This is a genomic window from Nocardia sp. NPDC003979 (assembly GCF_053605015.1).
Genome location: NZ_JBSGIJ010000029.1, coordinates 1 through 14,296 on the forward strand (window position 1 = coordinate 1; position 14,296 = coordinate 14,296).

Here is a 14,296-nt window from a genome sequence, read left to right on the forward strand (position 1 = left end):
TCCTTCTTCCCTCTTCCCTCCCCCTTCTCGCTCTTTTTTGCTTACTACCCCCCCCCCCCCCCCCCCCCCCCCCCCGCGGCAGCGGCCCCGACCCCGGCCATCGTCTGCAATTCCGCGACCGCTCGACGGTGCCCGCGCAACAGGGTGTCGCGATCGATCGCTTCAGTGCTCAACAATGGTTGGCCGGGTGCCCAGCGATGTCCGCGTTCGCCGCAGGCGCGGGTGTAGTCGATCACCGATTTCGGCACTCCGACCGCGGTGGCGATCGCTTCCAGGTTTTCCCGGGTGCGGCGCCCGATATCCAGATGAGCCAATGCCATCGGTGACAAGTCCTGATTGTCGCCGGTGCGAGATTGGTCGATCAGGTGCTGGTTGTCGCTGGCCAGGTTCTGCATGGCCTTGAGCAGCTTGGCCTGCACCGGATTCGGCTCGAACATCTCACCGGCCCCGTCCCATGTCGGCATCGCCGCGCCATATTTCGAGCTCGGTGCCTGTGGCGCGGGCAGGTGAGGGGTCTGCTCCCCCACTGGCCAAGCCAGGATCAGCAGCGGTGGGATCGACGTCGTGAACCGCAGTCGCCGAAACCGCGGCCTCGATCCATTCACCGTCCTCGACGATCTCCGCGTCGATAATCGCCTCAGCGGCCCGGCCGCTGGTCGGAGCGAGATAGCCCGCGAGGTAACCGAACTCGTGGTGCAGGTGCGCGTCCATGGTGAGATCGGCGGCTAGCCCGCTCACGTCGTCGACGCCGCGCGGTCTGCGTTGGGACTGATTCGCGGCGTTGCCAGCGAAGTACTCTTCGGGGTCCAAACCGGTGTCATCGATGAACCGCTCTTCATAGGCCCGGCTCGCGGCTTCGGCATCCGGGGACAGGTCGCGGGTGGCGTCGGCTGCGGCGAACTGGGTTGCGGCGGCCTTGGCGGCGCCGGTTCGTTCATCCGTGTGGTGCAGGGTGTCGGTGAATCCCGCTGCGCGGCGGCGAATCTCGATCATCAGCTCCTTGAGCTCGACATCGAGCTCGTGCAACGCCACCTCGCGGGCTTCGCGGTTGGTGTAGCCGGCGATACGCGCGGCATGCACCTCGCTGCACTGCTGCCGGGACAACTCACCGTCAAGCTCACGACGCGCCAAATCTTGTTCAGCCCTGCTGATCTGGCCCTCTTTGTGGCGAACGTCGACCTCGGTGATCTTGGCCGCGTTGTCGATGCGGGCGCGGACCTCGGCGATCTTGGCCATGGCCAGTTGTTGCTCGGTCCCCAGGTTGCCGAGGCGGGCCTGGTGCTCGATCCATGACCGTTGGTTCTTGGCCGCTTCGTTCGCAATCCGCTGGTCGGACTCCGCGCGTGAGCGCGACTCCCCTCCCCTGCTGCGGAACAACGCGTTGGTCGTGTGCGCGGTCTGCAACGCCTGCAGAAACCCCTGCCGGACCGCTTGCCCACCTTCCTCGACAGGATCCCCGCTCATCACAACACCCGCATTTCGGTGACCAACCATGCACGTTCGGCCCCCGCGCGAGTCGACCGCGCGAACACCGAGAAGACGATCGGTGCCCGGTCAGCCGGGGTAGGGGAGACAGAGAAGACCCGGCTCGACGCGGTTGCGGTATCCGGCGGATGGCCGTCGTCAATCGAGTAGGCGTCGGTGCGCAGCGACACTCGGGACTCGACCCAGTCCTGCCACACCTCGGGGGTGATCGGCGCCCACAGCGAGACCCCGATCCGGGCGTCGGTGGAGTACGCAGCCCACATCAGCGGTCGCGCGGCCTCGAACGTCGAACGTGCGTCCACTCCAGCATCCGGATCCAGCCGATACAGCATGGTCACCACGGCCTGGAGAACCGCGGACGCCGAACAGGGCTCGACCTCGGTGTGTGATGGTGGGAACGCCTCGGCGCGACAGCCCGGTTCGACCACCGGTGCATGAGCGGTCGAGCACCAACTCACCATCGTTGTAGTCGCTGTCAGCACGCTGAGGGCAATGCAGGTGAACAGGGCGGGTTTCATGACGCTGCGTCCCAGAGTTCGTGCAGGTCGACGGTGCGCCACCGGACTTGGTCGGGCCAGGTGCATTGCTCGGCGGCGGGGTTGCGCACCGGCACGGTCGCGATGTCGAGGACCAGGCTCGCGGTGGTAGCGATGCTGCGGAGACGCGCAAAGTCCAGGCCGCGGCTGCGCGCCAGATTCAGCCGCAAGACCCCAGCGTCGCCACCCCACTCGACCAGGGCGTGCGCGGCCAACTCGATCGCCTTCTCCGCCGAGAGGGTGGCCGCCTCGACCCCATCGACCATCTCGGCGCCGAAGCGTTCGTGCCAGATCATGCGGCCGGAGGCCCCGCACACGGTGAAGGCGTCCAGGGTCGCCGCCGACCACACCGTCAGCGCCGGGCCGGTCGCGGCCTTGCGCACAAGGTTGGCACCCGATGTGGCCCAGAGGATTTCAGACTGGCGCAGACCGTCGTAATCGATCCCGGCGACATCGAGCAACGCTTGAACGTATCGGTCCGACAAGTCCTCGGTGGTGAAACCGTATTCGGCTGCGAGACTGTCGAATTCGCTGGTGGTGGCGAAGGTCTGTAGTTCGGCTGTCCGGGCGCGGACCATGTCTTCGGGGGCGATGGGGGCGGTCGAGCCGCAGGTGGGCTTGGTCGTCATTGGGGTCTCCTCGCAGCGATCGGGTCAGAAATCTGGTTCGAGCTGGGGGTGCGCGCCCTCTCTGGGCGGGGGAAGGTCGAATAGGTCACCGTCTGCGATGCCGTAGCTGTCCTCGATGCCGGTGGCGGCGATCGCCGCGTCGATCCCGGCGCCACTGTCGGGTTCTAAAGGGGCGGTGTGCCAGGCGTTTTCGGCGGTGGTTTCGAGCAGGTGCGGGGCCGGGGGCAGTTGATGGGGTGCGCTGTCGGTGAGGTCGATGCCGACCATCCGCATCGACGCAACCCGGATCCGTCCTTCCCGCACCCGGCCCACGTGGGTGAGTTCGCGCCATTGACGCCCCTGATCGGGTGCCGACTGTCGCGAGACTTGGTCCAGGCGGGCTCGCCAGTCGGCAGCCTCGAGCGACCACCAACCGATGGTTTCGGCCTCGGTGACGTCCAGGGCGGTAGCGACCATCGCCACCCGCAACCACTGCAACCGCAGATGCTCGGCCAACTTGTCAGCGGCCTGCGGGGTCACCGTGGCATGGTCGCGGCGGACCGGTCGAACCGCGGCCAGGGCCGAGAGTGTGTCGATCTGGTGGTGGAGCTGGGCGATCAGCAGCGACCGTGCCACCGGACGGCGTGGCGGCAGCGAGGCTGCGTCGGTTGCTCGCCGTCCTTGCTGACCAGCCTTCTTCGCGTGAGCGATCCAGTCGGCGGGCACACCGATCGCCACCGCCTGTTCATGCACGACGCGACCGACGACCGACAGATCCCGAAAGGTCTTGGTGCGGTTGTGGGGTTCCCGCGCCAACTGCCTCAGATCGACACTGACGTTATGGATGAGCGCCGCCATCCGACGATGCAGCAGCACCGCACCCCGGCCATCAAGGTGGTGAGACGCCGGAGCCAGCACAGGACGGACCGGGTCGCGGGGTGTTGTGCGCTCAACCATGATCGGTCACCGAGGTGATGCGGTAGCTCGACATCCGCCACCCCTGCGGGGTTTCAGTAACCGTGACGGTCACCCGCATCCGCTGGTACATGGTGGTGGACCCGTCTCGGTGGAGCACCTGTTGGGTCACCGTCGCTGCGACCGTCTGTCCGGACCCGCCGGTTTCCGCTTGCTCGGTGTCGACCAGGGCGCTGACGATGTCGTTGCTGTCGCGCCAGCCCGCCCATTCCGGTAGCGGCGCCAGCACGCTCGCGGGACCGCTGCTCGCCGCCGAGGCGGCCAGTTCGCCGGTAAGCCACGGTGCGGCACGAACCAACCCGGCACCTGGGCCGGGATCGGTGCGAGGCTGCCAGGAGAACATTGCCGCCAAACCCATCTGGGTGACGGTCACTGCGTCGGCGTCCTGCGGCTCGGGTCCCTGCACGTGGGCGGCACCAGGGGTGTGCGTATCGGGCGCGGGCCCGGATTCCTCGGCGCCGCCTGTCAGTACCGTGCTGAGCGCAATCAGGACGGCCGCAATACCGACGATCACAGCGGCGAGAGGGAGACGCTTCATCATGGTGACCTCAGCTCAGCGTCGTCGACATTTCGGTGGCCAACGCGAGAATGCGGGCCACATACGGGCGGGTCTGAATCTCGTAATCCGGTGAGCCCGCAGGGAATCCACCCGAGCGCAGCACCGCGTGTTCGCCGGCGTTGTAGCCGGCGAGATAGAGCTCGGCGGGCCCGTTCGGGGCCACGACCTTGCCCTCTCTGATCCAGGTGTCGACCTTGTCGGCGATGTCGTACATGTAGCGGGCTTGGCCGATGATCGCGTCGCCGTCGTCCCACACCGACGCCACACCATTGCCGTCGGCGTCGATCACATACGGTTGCCCGTCCGAGGCGAGCGCGGTCGCGGTACCAGGCAGGAACTGGGCCAACCCTTGCGCACCAGCCGGGGAGGTCAGCCCTCGCCGGAACCCGGATTCCTGTTTGCCCTGCGCCGCCAGCAACGACGAGGAGATCTGCGGACACACGGTCCCACCCAGCTGATACCAGGCCAGCAGTTCCTCGGGGACCGTGCCGGGGTCCAGGTCGGTGTCGCCGAGGGCGGGCCCGCACACCGTCGCGGTCGCCGCCCCTGCGGAGTCCGTGGTGACCGGGCCGATCGGTGTGCCGTCGGGGTATCCGCCGCCCAGCGTGGTGACATGAACGTGATCGAAGTGGTTCGCCGTCACACTGCCGCGGTCCTCCATCAGGTTGGACTCGCCGGTGGCCGAACGGTAGGTCTGACGCCAGATCAGGTAATCGACGCGCAACGCGGCAGCGTTGGTGATCACGAAGTCGGCGATCCGATCACCGAGCGCTTTGCCCTGCCCCGACAGCGCGTCGGGGATCATGATGTCGATCGCCCGCCCGCTCGGGTGATCGGGCAACGGGTCCTCACGCTGCCCACCGATCTCACGCACCTGCGGAAACTGCTGAACGATGGTGCGGGCCAACCGGATCGTGTCGACCTGCAAACCGCGTTCGGACCCGATCGCCACGGGCATCGCGGGCAGTTCAGACCCTGCCTGTGTTGCGGCTTCGATCACCGAGCTCCCGCTCGGGCCCGGCGTCGTCGATGGGGCGGGGTCGGTCGATCCGACGGAGCTGGTCGGCGCCGACCCACTGTGCAGCCACGGCATCGGATCGACCGCGGTGCCGCCGCCGAATCGTCCTCCGCCGGTCCAGATTTCCAGGTGTAGATGCGCACCGTCCGGGCCTGCGGGGACGGTCTGACCGTTGTAGCCGACTCCGGCGATCAGCTGCCCGATCCGAACGGTTTGGCCTTGTTCGACCTCGATGTCGTCGGCGAACATGTGCCCGTAGACCGAGGACACGGTCTCGCCGTCGATGTTGTGGTCGATGACCACCCAGATCCCGAACCCACTGGCCTCGCCCACCCGCACGACGACCCCGTCGGCGACCGCGTAGATCGGGGTCTTGGGTGCGGCGGCGAAGTCTTGGCCTTGATGCATTGTGTCCCAACGCATTCCGAAACCCGAGGTCAGGGTGTAGGTGCCCTCAGTCATCGGCATCGTCCTCGCCGTACCGGATGAGGGCGCTTGATTCGTCGCTGTGGACGGTGCGCAGCCGCGCTCCTGGGCACTGCCGGCGAACAACAGCAGCACAACCAGCAACACGACTGCGCCGAGGACCGCAGTCGTTGCCCGCGCGGCGCCACTCATCGGCCCTCCAGGTCAGAGCGCGTGGCGCAAGTGCGGGCGGCGGGGGCGCGGTATCGACATGAGCCACGTTCAACGGTGCTCATCGCGAATTCTGTCAGCGTCGCCCGGACGGGATGTTCCACGCGGTGTTTCGTGCGCGAACCATGCCGTTCTCGCTGATGTGTCGAAATTTGGTTTCATTGATTTCTCACCTATCAATGGGTGTGCGAGAATTACTCGTCTACGGTGGCGAAGTGCCAGTTGGATTTCGTCAGGCGAAATCTGGGCCGATTGCGGTGTCGTGGGTAGATCCGGGCGGTGCTATGTCGGCCTCGGTGTGGTCGGGGGACTCGAAATCTGGGCCACCGTCGCCGAGTGCGGCATTCACGGCCTCCGCGATCTCCGGTTGGGGGTCGATAGCGTCAGCGGCGTCGGCTGGCCGGTCGCGTGCGCTCACCACGATGCTCGTGTGGGCCCTCACGGTCGGGCTCGTCTCCGAGGCTGTGGCGTAGGTGACCTCCCCACCGGCGGTGGTGACCACCTCGTTCACCAGCTCACGCACGTCGTCTGCGAAAGGTGCAGCGGTGTCGAATGGTTCGGTGCGTGTCGTGAGGGCGATCGGCCCGGTCCAGCCGGTCGGATCGCGGTATCCGAGGCGGGTCAGGATCTGCTCGCTGAGCGGGTTCGGCCCGTCCGCGTCCGGGACGTACCAGACCTGGGCCCGGTCGGCCAGGGACCATCGCATGCGCAGCCGGTCGACCTCGAGCACATCCATCATGTCCTCGACATCACCTCGCCCGTAAACGGCTGTGCGGTCTGTCTGCAATACGACGAAATCAACTGGCTCGTTCATCGAATTACCTCGTATGTAGTCGGGACGGTGTCGTACTCGTTGTGTGGGCGAAACAAACTGTCCTCCAATGTATTTGAAGTCGGGTAAACGATTTCGTGGCGCTGATATGCCAACCCGGGCCTGCGCCGAACTCGCGGGGCGACAAATGGAGGCCGGTGAATTGCCAGGTCGCCGCGAATCGTCGGACCGGTACTCATGGCGGGTTCACCGACCCGGCGGAGGTTTGGCCGAGGTTGTCGAAGCGGCGGTTGGTGTTGTGGATCTCGGAGTCGCGTTCGGTGGGGGTGAACACCATCCGGAACGGGATGCCGGGCTGTTCGGCTTCTCCGGTCTTGAGCAGGTAACACCCGGTGCCCGGCGGTATCTCGCGCCGAGAGGTGTCGAGGTCGTCGTCACTCGGTGGGCGCGGCGCCGCCCAGGAGGTGACCAGCAGTTTCTCAGTGTCGGTCATCCCCGCCACCGCGGCGATACGGTTCGCTTCTTCGGGGCCGACCGGGCCGATGATCTTCGCCCGGGCACGTTCGAAGAACCCGAGCGCCTTGGCTTGTGCGGCAGGGGAATCGAAGGCAGCGAGGTCTTTGATGGTGTGCGAGCACATGATCAGCCCCGTCGCCAGACCACGATTGAGCCGGGTCAGCGCGTCGACGCGGTCGACCATGAATTCCCCGACGCCGAGCACCCGCCAGATCTCATCCATCACCACCTCGAACGTCCGCGCAGGGGCCAGCCCAGCGTCGGCCAGGGCGTGGGCGGCGGCGACCGCGCCGAAACCGTCGGACCAGCAGGTCATCAGGACCGCGGCCAGCAGTTTGGTGTCGCCTTCGGGGATGCGGGAGATGTCGATGCAGATCGCGGGACTCGACACATCCAGCCGCGTCGAGGTGGGTCCGTTGAAGATCGCCCCGAAAGGGCCTTCGACCAAAGCCCGCATCGACCGGCGCAACGGTTTCGTCGCGGCCCGGTAAGCGAGTTCGTCATCTTCTTCGGCGAACGCACGCAACCGCTCCCCGCCCGCCGAGATCACCGCCAGCAGGTCTTCCAGCAGCGGCGGGTTCTGCTGGGTGAAACCACCGGCCGAGCTGTAGAGCTCGCGCAGACCGGCGGCGAGCAGCACTTCCTCGTAGTCCTCGACCCGCGCACCGCGCACCAGCTCGATCAACCCGGCGACGATGTTGATCTGTCCCGCTTCGACCCGGGCCATCACCTGACGGCGCTGATCGGCATCAGTCAGTGCGGCGATGACGGCGCCGAGGGCGCCGACGTCGAGGGGGTTGATGGTGCCGTGGCCGTAGCCGACATCGACGACTTGTCCGTCGAGGCGCTCGACGAGGTCGCGGTACTCGCCTTTGGTGTCGCCCATGCACAGCACGGTCTCCCCCGCCGCGACCGCGCCCGTCATGATGCGCCGGATCAGCGAGGACTTGCCGAACCCGTTGAGCGCCAACACGAACGCGATCGGCGCGGTGATGAACCCCCGCAGGAACCATGACATCGGGTCGAAATGCACCGGGGCACCGGTGATGTAGTGGCTGCCGACGGGCACACCCGCGGTCGGGGCGCTGGCCCCGACACAGAACGGCCACAAACCCGCCACCTGCACAGTCGTGCCGCGCCACTCCGGGGTGCGCGGCACCACCGACGCACGACCACCACCGGCACCGGCGTAGCCGCGGTCGGTCAACATCGGCGCGGTCAGATCGAACCCATCCCCGGCGTTACCGTCACGCCGCCGTGCCGCGGTCGCACGGCGATGATCGTCACTGGACAGCAGCATCCGTGCCCGCCGACCCCGCAATCCGGCCTGTGTGGCCGCGGCCTTGAGTTCTGCTCGGCGGGTTCTGCTCAGAACCCTGATGCCCTCGATGATTTCGGTTCTCGCGGGCTTGCCTCGGTCGGGCGAGCTGTTCGTGTGCTCGTTCATCCCGAGACCCGTTCGGAGATGGAGGCGTGTTCAGGCAGGATCAGCCCGATCCCGAGCGAGGCGGCGAAACCGGCGGCCTGATAGCCGTAGCAGCGGCGCACCGTCAACCGTGACGCCGCCGCCATCCCTTTGACCGAGGCCTCGATGCCCGGCAGGTCCGCGTCGAGGTGATCGGTCACCGTCACCAACACCCCGAACCGGGTCAACCCCGCCCCGCGAGCTTGCTCCTCCCGGGCGGCGGAGGTGTTGCCGACCCGGATGCGGGCCGCTGCCGAGGAAATCCCCCGTTCGGTCTGTTCGGCGGCGACCGCGTCACGGAAGTCCGAATCGACCAGGGAGGTCGCCTCCGCTGCCGAATGCAGGCGGTAGACGATCGCGACCCGTTTACGTGGGACGTCCGGGCGCGGACGTAGCAGTTCCTCGAGGACGGTTTCCATCACCGCACCGCGCGGTGCGCCGTCCATTTCCCAGGTGATCGAACGGGCACCGTCGTGGACGTAGTGATCCCACCGATCGTGGTGGGCCAGCGGGCCGACCGAGTCCCACGACTGCGACTCCACGATCCGATCCCCGGCCGCCTCCACATCACGCTGCGCGGCCAGGTCGAACCGGCTGCGCACCAATCCCAGCACCTCCCACGCTTGCAGGGGTGTGGCGGGCAGGCCGGCGCGGGCGAGCTGGGACAACACCGATTGCAGGCGTTGCCCGATCTCACGGGCCTGCTCGGCCTGATCACGGCGGATACGGCCCTTGCCGATCGCCCGATAGGTGATCGCGATCCGCGCTTCGATCCGCACCCCGACCCCACCGCTGTCGGCAGCGGCTTCGGTCATCACCGTCTTGGCGAACTCGGGGGCACTCGGGCGGATCAGGCGGGTGACTTCCCGGGTTTGCTTCAACCGGGTTTCCACGACGTTGTCCAGCACCGCGGTCACCGCCACCACTTCTCCACCGCGGCTTTGCGAGGCCAGGAATTGGCCGTAGCCCTCGACCCAGGAATCGATCTGGGCCTGGTCGACGAGTTCTTTGCCGCGCGGGATCACCCGCACGACCACTGTGTAGTGATCGCTGCGCCGGATATGCAGCATCGCGAACCGCTTCCCACCCGGCGTCTCGTACTCGGTCAAACGCGAATCAGCCAGCAACCCCGGCAATTTCGCCAACCCCGGCAGGCGCGAGAACCGACCCGAACGGTAGGTCAGCTCACCGCGAGAACGCGCACGCGCGAACTGAACCCGCAACAGCAACAGTTCCCACCCCGTACGCCCGTTGCGGGTCACCGCCAACGGGATGAACATCACCGCCGACCCAGCCAGGACCGCGCCCGCGAATCCGAGGGAGCGGGTGATCATGAACGACACCATCACCGTGATCACCAGGCCGAGCCCGAGGAGCGACACACCCCAGGTCAATCCGAAGAACCCGGCCGAGCGCGGCTGTTCCCACCGCCCATACATCCGTGTGCTCATCGGCGAACCTCCCCAGGACCGAGCGAATCTGGATCTATTTGTGGCGATTCGGGGACCGAGCGTTCCGTGGCCGAAGCGGTGCCTTGCACCGCGCCGACGGCGAGCTGGGCACCCGCCGATGCCGCCGACGAACCCGCCCCCAGCCCCTCGGGCGCTGCGGGATTGCCCTCACCACCTGCAGTGGGGACCGAAGCACCCCCATTGCCCGAACCCGCTCCGACCGGTGGTGTGGGCGTTGGTGCACTGTTTCCGGACGAGGATGGTGTGCTTCCGGGCGGTGTGCCCGAAGGGGGCGATATCTGGCGGGCGCCTTCGGCTCCACCTGGCGGCGATGGAGGACCCCCTGAGCTGGGCGGGGTGCCCGACGAACCAGAGTTCTCTGCCTCGGACATCTTTCGGGCCTGAGACCCCCCGCTGCCGACTGCCGACATCGCGATACCCGCACCGGCACCGGCCAACGCCGCTGCTGCTCCGCCACCGCCGCCGAGGGTGGCCACTGCCGGGGCGATCAAGCGGATCAATGCTGGTAGGACGATCACGCTCATCAACATCAAGATCATTCCCAGAAGGACCAACTGAGGATCTGGGTCGTCCTCAGTGCCGGTGACGGCGAACGCGATGGCATAGACCAATGCCCCCACCGGCTTCCACAGCACGAACGCCAGCGACCACGCCACCAGCCGTTTGTAGGCTTGTGAACCGGGCCCGGTGCCCGATGCTGCCGCCGCCATCGGAATCACTGCGACAACGACAACGAGAAGGGCCTGTCGGATCACCAGCATGACGAGTTGAACCAGCAGGCTGATCGCGCCGAGAACGCCGAGAACGAGCAGGATCCCGGAGCCGAGATTGCCTGTGATCCGTGGGTCGGCGATGCGACCGACAGCGGTGTCCAGGTCGCCGCGAGCGGCGTCGAAGACGACCCAGGAGGCGAACTCGTCCCCGGCCGTGGTCGCGACGGTGATCAGTACACCGAAGGTCATCGCCCCGAACGTCGCCCGTGCCAACATCAGGAAGCTTTCCTGCGCTTCCCCTGCCGCGGCGCCCCGCTTGGCCAATGCCAGCCGCGCGGCGGCGAACATGATCCCGGCGGTGAGCAGCACCACCTGTAGCCCACTGGTGTATTCACGTATTTGGGCGAGCACCGGGGCGGGCTGTCCCTGGGAGGTCGTCAGTTCCGGTGACGGGAAGGTCGTCCACCACGCCATCACTAACCGCAACCCGCTCACCAGGCTGTCGATGAGATCGGCAGCGATGCTGCCGATCACCGAGTCGCTCGCCGCCTCAGCCACCTCCCCAGCGAGGTCCGCGAGCCGGCATGCTTCCTGTACTCCGGGCACCGCCAGACAGGCGAGATCGGGAACAATTTGGGCATGAACACCGTCTCCCGGTGCGACCGGTGCGGCGAGGACACTCACGACTGCCTCCAGCGGCCGAACCCCGCCATCGAGGCGACGGGTGTGGCTGGACGCCACAGCGTCTCGATGACCTCGGGCGTGCGGATACGCCAATCACCATCGACCCAGACCATCGGCCAGGTCGCGATCGCGTACCCCGTCGTCGAACGGACCGCGAGCTGAACCACAGCGAGGTCGTCGCGGTAGCCGGGTTCAACCCGGACACCTTCAGGGACGGTGACGTAGCGTGCCATTCCTGGGGCGCTGGTTCGGGAGCGGGCGAACTGGTCGATCAATGTGTCCCCGCCGCCGTAAAAGCGCTCCCGTACGACCTTTTGCCAGATCGGCTCTGGTGCGGCGTAGGCCCGCCCGATGGCGTCCATCGCCGCCAGTGCGGCACCTTGCGGTGTGCGTGCGAACCCCTCGGCCACACCGGCGTCGATACGGGCAGGGCCGTCGCTTCCTGAGACCGGCACTGCCGCGCCGTCCCAAATTCGTTGCCACTGCAATCGAGCTGGTGGTGCGCTCAGATAGTCCGGTCGCGTCGGGTCGGTTCGCTCCTCGACGGTCTGCGGCAACGCCGCACCGGCTTGCTCGGCAGGGACTTCGAGCCGGTTGCCGAACATGTCGACCGTCGGCGGACGCGCTGCTGTCGGTGTCGTCGGTGACACCACGATCGTGATGGGTTGCCCGCTCTGACCACGGGGTTCGGTGGTGTTGGTCGGGTCGTCGCCTGTGACGGTCAGGACGAACACGACAATCACCACTGCGGCGATGATGCTGAGCAGTATGAGCAGGGTTCGCATCGAGCGCATCAGAAATTGATCCTCACGGTTTCGGCAGGGCAACCATGTCGTTGGGTATGGAATCCACTGCGGTGACCGGGCTTTCGGTCACCGTGTCGGGCAGTCGCAGTCGCCACCCGTCGGTGGCCCAGATGACGGTGGCGGTGTTGCGAGTGGTCGAGTTGTCCGGATAAATGGAGTAGGTCTGGATCTGGGCTTCTGTGTCGGTGTAGGCGGCGACGACGTAGCCGAGGATCTTGGGCACCGCGTCGGTGGCCGGGGTGGTGATCGAGATCTGGGCGCGTGCTGTGGCCCAGGCATCCCGGCCTGGGCCGGGGGCGATCATGCGCTGCCCGACCGCGGCCCACTGCCCGTCGGGTGCGACCGAGATGCGCACGGTCGTGTGGATGGCGGCCAGGGCGGCACCGGCCGGGGACCGGTCGAAGTCGGTGGCGGTCGCACCGTCTACCACGCGTGGGCCTTCTACCGCGGTGGGCAGGTCGATGCCCTGATAGGTCCGCCAGCTCAGCCCAGTGGGGACCAGCTGTTCTGCGGTGTTGGCGATTGGGAGACGCTGGTCCTCACCGGGCTCGGTGCCGCCACAGGCTGTCGCGGTGCCCGCCGCAGCGAGCATGATCCAGGCGGTGAGCGTCCGGCTGCCGAGTATCGAGAGTTTTTGTGGCATTGCGGTGTCCTGTGGTTTTAGGTGGGCAGGATGGCGATGGCCAGGGCGCTGGCCGAGCCGAGGAGTGCGGCGGCGAGCAGGGATCCGATGAACCCCTCGATCGCTTCTTCGCGGTAAATCCGCAGGGCGAGTTGGCCGCCGACGAAGGTCGCCCGCGCCACGCACAGCAGCAGCACGAACCAGGCCAGCCAGTTCAGCAGCTGTGTCAGCGGCGCCAAGACCTGCGCGGGCAGCGGTGCGGCGATCACCAGTGGCCTCCGAATCGATCGGCGTCGCGGGCCACCCGGATCGCGGAGGACACTGCGGCGGCGGGCAGCTGAGGAAAGGTTCGGGCCAGGTCATGGCCTCCGTCGGGCAGGCTGCTCAGTTCTGCCCACACCGTTTCCGCCAGTTCCGTGACCCGCCCGTAGCTTGCGACGGGGTCTGCGTGCCCGGCCACGATCCAGGTCGGTGTCGCGCGCAACAGGTCTTCGACCACCGCTAGGTCGGCCCCGCAGCGCCGATACGCACGCAGGGTGTGGCGGGCGGCCTCGAGTTCGGCGTCGGTGTGGAGGCGGTGCTCGCCCAGGGCTGTGGAAAGTTGGTGGATGAGACGTCGACCGGCTCGCAGGGCCGCCCCCGTGGGGTGTTCGGTGAGGGCTTTGTCGTGATCGGGTAGTTCTGACACCGGTGTGATCGCGACGATCGCATCGATGCGGGCGGGGTTTCGTCGGTGGTGGTACAGCCATTCCTGAGCGACGATCGCGGCCAGTGAATGCACGACCAGCACCACGCGACCGTCAACCTGGGAGAGGACGGTGTCCAGGTCCTCGACGAGTTGGGCCATTCCCGCCGGGCCGGGGTGCAGCGGCAGGTCGTTGCCGTGGCCACGCTGGTCGTAGACCAGCTGGGCGACCTCGGCGCGGAGGTGTCGGTCGATCAGCGTGATCATCGGCGCGAAATGCGTTGCGTCTGCCAGTGGTCCGGGCAGGTAGACGACGGTCAGCGCGGCGTCCGGTTTCCCGAATCGGGTTCCCATCAGCACTGTGCCATCGGCGGCGGTGATGGTCACAGCGTGTGAATCAGTTGTGGTGCGGCGGGTTTCGTGGCGGTACTGGGGTGCCTGCATGTCAGGACCCTCCGGTGACGGCGGCGTTCATGATGGCGCCGGCGGAAGTGGCGATGATGCCGCCGACCATGGCCGCGAACACGATCTTGGGTGATTCGACCGCGCCGCCGTGCCAGCGTTCCCACCCGAACTTGCCCCCGGCATAGATCAGGGCTGCTACCCCGGCCAAGATGACCAGCCAGGACAGGTAGCCGACCAGGTTGGTCAGCTTGTCTCCGCCCGGCGGGACGGTTGGGTTGATCTTGATCTCTTGGGCCAGCACCGTCACGCTGTCGCCCACGACGGATAGAACCGACATCG

The 14,296-nt window shown here is 67.0% G+C and carries 16 protein-coding genes; all 16 read right to left on the bottom strand.

Going from position 1 to position 14,296, the window contains the following annotated elements:
* Positions 1–44 precede the first annotated feature (44 nt).
* The 16 genes from ACWEVR_RS31720 to ACWEVR_RS31795 all read right to left on the bottom strand — a co-directional run bounded on the left by ACWEVR_RS31720 (position 45) and on the right by ACWEVR_RS31795 (position 14,294).
* Entirely contained in the window at positions 45–464 is a 420-nt protein-coding gene (locus ACWEVR_RS31720) for a hypothetical protein (RefSeq protein WP_452469901.1), read from the bottom strand.
* Positions 439–1,464 carry a hypothetical protein gene (locus ACWEVR_RS31725; protein ID WP_452469902.1) on the bottom strand — a complete coding sequence of 342 codons (1,026 nt, stop codon included), beginning with the start codon at positions 1,462–1,464 and terminating at the stop codon, positions 439–441. Before ACWEVR_RS31725 ends, ACWEVR_RS31720 begins: the two co-directional genes overlap by 26 nt.
* Complete coding sequence (locus tag ACWEVR_RS31730; protein ID WP_452469903.1) at positions 1,464–1,787, bottom strand: hypothetical protein; 324 nt, start codon at positions 1,785–1,787, stop codon at positions 1,464–1,466. The genes ACWEVR_RS31725 and ACWEVR_RS31730 overlap by 1 nt, the downstream gene beginning before the upstream one ends.
* A gap of 212 nt (positions 1,788–1,999) precedes the next feature.
* Positions 2,000–2,650 (bottom strand): hypothetical protein, encoded by a 651-nt coding sequence (locus ACWEVR_RS31735; protein WP_452469904.1) that lies wholly within the window; start codon positions 2,648–2,650, stop codon positions 2,000–2,002.
* 24 nt (positions 2,651–2,674) lie between these two features.
* Positions 2,675–3,505, bottom strand: a complete 831-nt coding sequence (locus ACWEVR_RS31740) for a hypothetical protein (RefSeq protein ID WP_452469905.1) — start codon at positions 3,503–3,505, stop codon at positions 2,675–2,677.
* Positions 3,506–3,578: 73 nt separating this feature from the next.
* Positions 3,579–4,142: a hypothetical protein gene (locus tag ACWEVR_RS31745; RefSeq protein ID WP_452469906.1), complete on the bottom strand. Its 564-nt coding sequence runs from the start codon at positions 4,140–4,142 to the stop codon at positions 3,579–3,581.
* 10 nt (positions 4,143–4,152) lie between these two features.
* Complete coding sequence (locus ACWEVR_RS31750) at positions 4,153–5,643, bottom strand: peptidoglycan DD-metalloendopeptidase family protein (RefSeq protein WP_452469907.1); 1,491 nt, start codon at positions 5,641–5,643, stop codon at positions 4,153–4,155.
* A gap of 406 nt (positions 5,644–6,049) precedes the next feature.
* Positions 6,050–6,631 carry a hypothetical protein gene (locus tag ACWEVR_RS31755; RefSeq protein WP_452469908.1) on the bottom strand — a complete coding sequence of 194 codons (582 nt, stop codon included), beginning with the start codon at positions 6,629–6,631 and terminating at the stop codon, positions 6,050–6,052.
* Between the two features lie 193 nt (positions 6,632–6,824).
* Entirely contained in the window at positions 6,825–8,552 is a 1,728-nt protein-coding gene (locus ACWEVR_RS31760; RefSeq protein WP_452469909.1) for a hypothetical protein, read from the bottom strand.
* Positions 8,549–10,021, bottom strand: coding sequence for an SCO6880 family protein (locus ACWEVR_RS31765; RefSeq protein ID WP_452469910.1), 1,473 nt, complete (start codon positions 10,019–10,021; stop codon positions 8,549–8,551). Before ACWEVR_RS31765 ends, ACWEVR_RS31760 begins: the two co-directional genes overlap by 4 nt.
* The gene (locus tag ACWEVR_RS31770; RefSeq protein WP_452469911.1) at positions 10,018–11,313 is read right to left on the bottom strand and encodes a hypothetical protein; all 1,296 of its coding nucleotides are present in this window, start codon (positions 11,311–11,313) and stop codon (positions 10,018–10,020) included. Before ACWEVR_RS31770 ends, ACWEVR_RS31765 begins: the two co-directional genes overlap by 4 nt.
* A 122-nt stretch (positions 11,314–11,435) precedes the next feature.
* Positions 11,436–12,233 (bottom strand): hypothetical protein, encoded by a 798-nt coding sequence (locus tag ACWEVR_RS31775; RefSeq protein WP_452469912.1) that lies wholly within the window; start codon positions 12,231–12,233, stop codon positions 11,436–11,438.
* A gap of 13 nt (positions 12,234–12,246) precedes the next feature.
* Positions 12,247–12,888, bottom strand: coding sequence for a hypothetical protein (locus tag ACWEVR_RS31780; RefSeq protein WP_452469913.1), 642 nt, complete (start codon positions 12,886–12,888; stop codon positions 12,247–12,249).
* A 17-nt stretch (positions 12,889–12,905) separates the two neighbouring features.
* Complete coding sequence (locus tag ACWEVR_RS31785) at positions 12,906–13,136, bottom strand: hypothetical protein (protein ID WP_452469914.1); 231 nt, start codon at positions 13,134–13,136, stop codon at positions 12,906–12,908.
* Complete coding sequence (locus ACWEVR_RS31790) at positions 13,133–13,996, bottom strand: alpha/beta fold hydrolase (protein WP_452469915.1); 864 nt, start codon at positions 13,994–13,996, stop codon at positions 13,133–13,135. Before ACWEVR_RS31790 ends, ACWEVR_RS31785 begins: the two co-directional genes overlap by 4 nt.
* Position 13,997: 1 nt before the next feature.
* Positions 13,998–14,294 carry a hypothetical protein gene (locus ACWEVR_RS31795; protein WP_067641759.1) on the bottom strand — a complete coding sequence of 99 codons (297 nt, stop codon included), beginning with the start codon at positions 14,292–14,294 and terminating at the stop codon, positions 13,998–14,000.
* Positions 14,295–14,296 lie beyond the last annotated feature (2 nt).